Here is a 3,121-nt window from a genome sequence, read left to right as displayed (position 1 = left end):
TGATTACGTCCAGCAGCATGAGCAGGTGTGGGTCTGCACCCGCCAGCAGATTGCCGACCGCTGGCGGGAGGCGTATCCGTTTCGCCGCTAGCCGATAGCCGGGGCCGGAGTTCGCTCCGGCCCGGCTACGGCGGCCGCGTTCGCTAGCTCATCAGGCTCACCTGGGCGGCGACGATGCGCCAGCCGAAGGGAAAGCGCACCCACGTCTGCTGCTGGCGGCCCACGCGATCGCTGCCCTCGCGGGTGAACTCAGTGCTGCAGACCGCGTAATCCTCGCCGAAGCTGACGATCACCGTGTGGCGCAGCTCGCGCTGGAGCCCGGCCGCCGGGCGGGCGGCGCGAAAGGCGCGGATCTCGTCGGCGCCGTAGAGATTCTCCCCGGCGCCGAGGCGCACGGTGCGCTTATCCTCCCAGAACAGCTCGTCGAGCACCGCGACGTTGTTGCTGACCAGCGCCTCTTCATAGCGATAAAAGGCGGCCGTGACCTCGGCCAGAACGCGAGGCCGGTTAATATTGTCCTGATCGATCATGCTATTACCTCCGCAGGGCTGGCATCGGTGAGCCCCATCTCTTCCAGTACGCGCGCTGCCCGCAGGCAGGCCTGTTCATTAAACGGGGCGGCGATCAGCTGCAGGCCAATCGGCCGCCCGGCGGCGCTGCGCAGCGGCACCGTGGTGACCGGCAGCCCGACGAAGGAGATGGGCTGGGTGAGCATCCCCATGCTGGCGCGGACCGGCAGCTGCTGGCCGTTGATCTCCATGGTCTGCTCGCCGATGAGCGTGGCGCTGCACGGCGTTGCCGGCGCGATCAGAATATCGGCGTGGGCAAACAGCGCCTGAAACGCCTGCCGGGCGTGGCGGCGAAAGCGCTGGGCCTGAATATACCAGCTCGCCGGAACCATCGCCCCGGCCAGCAGCCGCTCCCGGGAGTGGGGCTCGAAGCGCTCCGGCTCGCGGCGCAGGGCGGGCAGGTAGTGGTTGCCGCCTTCGGAGGCGCTGATGATAAACGCCGCCGAGCGGGAGAGCTCGGCCTCGGGGAACAGCAGCTCCTCGCGGGCGTCGAGCGCCTGCGCTACCCGGGCAACGGCGGCGCGGGCGTCGTCATCGCACCAGCGGCTAAAATAGCCGCCGAGCACCGCGCAGCGCAGGCCTTCCAGACCGCGCGGCAGCAGGTTGCTGGTGCGCTCGCTGGCCTTATCGGCCTGGAAACCGTCGCCGGGATCGCGCCCCTGCAGCGCGTCGTAGACCGCGGCGAGGTCGCCGACGCTGCGAGCGAGGGGGCCGATATGGTCGAGGCTGGCAACAAACGGATGGCTGCCGGATCGCGACAGGCGGCCAAAGGTCGGCTTGAGGCCAAAAATACCGCATAAGGAGGCCGGCACGCGGATGGAGCCGTTGGTATCGCTGCCCAGCGCGAACTGCACCAGCCCGGCCGCTACCGCCGCCGCCGAACCGCCGGACGAGCCGCCGGCGATGCGCGCCAGGTCGTGCGGGTTACGCGTCGCGCCGTAGTGGCTATTTTCGGTGGTAAAGCCGTAGGCGTAGGCGTCCATATTCAGCATTCCTGACAGCAGCCCGCCCGCGGCGTGGAGCTGGCGCACCGCCCAGCCGTCGGCCGCGGCGGGGGCGCGTTCGCTAAACAGCCGGGCACCGGCGAGGGTGGTCTGTCCGGAGACGTCGAACAGATTCTTTACCGCGTAGGGAACTCCGGCCAGCGGTGGCAGCGGCTGTTTGCCCCGGCGCAGGGTATCAATGCTGTCCGCTTCGGCCAGCATTCGCGCTTCCGTCACCGTGGTCCAGGCGTTGATGTGCGGGTTGACCCGCGCAATGTCGTCGAGGGTCCGGCGGGCGATCTCCCGGGCGCTGAGCTCTCCGGCCTGTAGGGCGCGCTGGATCTCGCTAATCGTCATTTGGTTAAGCGTCATGCTTTATACACTCCGGCGATTTCCAGGCGTTCGTCGAGGGGAAAGGCCATCAGCGGTTCGGCCATGGCGGCGATGCGGCTGAACTGCAGCTGAAGCTCGGCGCGGCGGGCTTCATCCAGCTCCAGACCGAGGATCTGCTCCATTTGTGCCAGGTACGTGCTCCAGTCGGGCGTCACTTTTTGCATGCTGAACTCCTAATAACCGGCGGCTGAGCCGTTGCTGCGCGGATCGGATGCCCCTTCGAAGAGGCCATTTGGATGACGGACGATGGCGCCGGCGTGGCCCATGGCCTCGCTGAAATCGTCCAGCACTTCGACCTCATGCCCCAGCGCCCGCAGGCGGGCGACGCTCTGCGGCGTAAAGCGGCCCTCCAGCTTCAGCGAGTCGGAGGTTTGTCCCCAGGTGCGGCCCAGCAGCCAGCGCGGCCGGGAGATGCTCTCCTGCAGCGGTATGCCCTGCAGGATGTAGCGGGTAAAGAGGGCGGCCTGAGTTTGCGGCTGGCCGTCGCCGCCCATCGAGCCGTACACCATCACCCGGCCGTCGCTGAGGCGCGCCGCCGCCGGATTAAGGGTATGGAACGGCTGCTTGCCGGGGGCCAGCGCCAGAAGATGCTGCGGATCGAGGCTGAACGAGGCGCCGCGGTTCTGCCAGACAATCCCGCTCTCCGGCAGCACCACGCCGCTGCCGAACTCGTGGTAGAGACTCTGAATAAAGGAGACCGCCAGCCCGCTGTCGTCCATAACCCCCATCCATACGGTATCGCCGGGACCTTTGCCGGCGCCCCACGGGGCGGCCTGTCGGTCGCTGACCCGCTCAGCCAGCGCCTGCAGCGCCGCCGGTTCCAGCAGGCTCTGAATATCGACATCGAGGTGGCGCGGGTCGGTGATATGGGCGTCGCGCAGGCTAAAGGCCAGCTTGGTGGCCTCAACGATGCGGTGGACGGTCATCGCCTCGTCGGCCTCGGCCATCGCCAGGCGGTCGGTAATGCCGAGAATGGCCAGCGACACCAGCCCCTGGGTCGGCGGCGCGAGGTTCCACAGCTCGCCGTGTCGATGGGTCAGTTTTAGCGGCGCAGGGCGGCGGGCGCGGTGCTGGCGGAGATCGTCGAGGGTGACGGGCAGCCCGCACTGCGCCATGCCCTTGGCCAGGGTTTCAGCCAGCGGGCCGCGATAGAAGCTGTCCAGCCCCTCGTCGACC

The 3,121-nt window shown here is 68.1% G+C and carries 4 protein-coding genes; all 4 read right to left on the bottom strand.

Going from position 1 to position 3,121, the window contains the following annotated elements:
• Window positions 1-143: 143 nt before the first annotated feature.
• Window positions 144-530 (bottom strand): oxalurate catabolism protein HpxZ, encoded by a 387-nt coding sequence (gene hpxZ, locus PFH44_RS26220; protein ID WP_041144880.1) that lies wholly within the window; start codon window positions 528-530, stop codon window positions 144-146.
• Window positions 527-1,924, bottom strand: a complete 1,398-nt coding sequence (locus PFH44_RS26215; protein ID WP_283826641.1) for an AtzE family amidohydrolase — start codon at window positions 1,922-1,924, stop codon at window positions 527-529. The genes hpxZ and PFH44_RS26215 overlap by 4 nt, the downstream gene beginning before the upstream one ends.
• Window positions 1,921-2,109 (bottom strand): oxalurate catabolism protein HpxX, encoded by a 189-nt coding sequence (gene hpxX, locus PFH44_RS26210; protein WP_045854760.1) that lies wholly within the window; start codon window positions 2,107-2,109, stop codon window positions 1,921-1,923. The genes PFH44_RS26215 and hpxX overlap by 4 nt, the downstream gene beginning before the upstream one ends.
• 9 nt (window positions 2,110-2,118) lie before the next feature.
• Window positions 2,119-3,121 (bottom strand): gamma-glutamyltransferase family protein (locus PFH44_RS26205; RefSeq protein ID WP_283826640.1); only part of this gene is annotated, 1,003 nt, incomplete at its 5' end.

Origin of the sequence: Klebsiella sp. Ech2A, from assembly GCF_030078455.1 — a bacterium.
GTDB lineage: Bacteria > Pseudomonadota > Gammaproteobacteria > Enterobacterales > Enterobacteriaceae > Klebsiella > Klebsiella terrigena.
The sequence above is the reverse complement of the archived record's forward strand: the minus strand, read 5'-3'. Positions and strand labels throughout refer to the sequence as shown.

What these genes read in the sequence shown, in the direction of transcription:
- PFH44_RS26215 (WP_283826641.1), bottom strand. Translation starts at nt 1,924, where the DNA reads ATGACGCTTAACCAAATGACGATTAGCGAGATCCAGCGCGCCCTACAG.
- hpxX (WP_045854760.1), bottom strand. Translation starts at nt 2,109, where the DNA reads ATGCAAAAAGTGACGCCCGACTGGAGCACGTACCTGGCACAAATGGAG.
- hpxZ (WP_041144880.1), bottom strand. Translation starts at nt 530, where the DNA reads ATGATCGATCAGGACAATATTAACCGGCCTCGCGTTCTGGCCGAGGTC.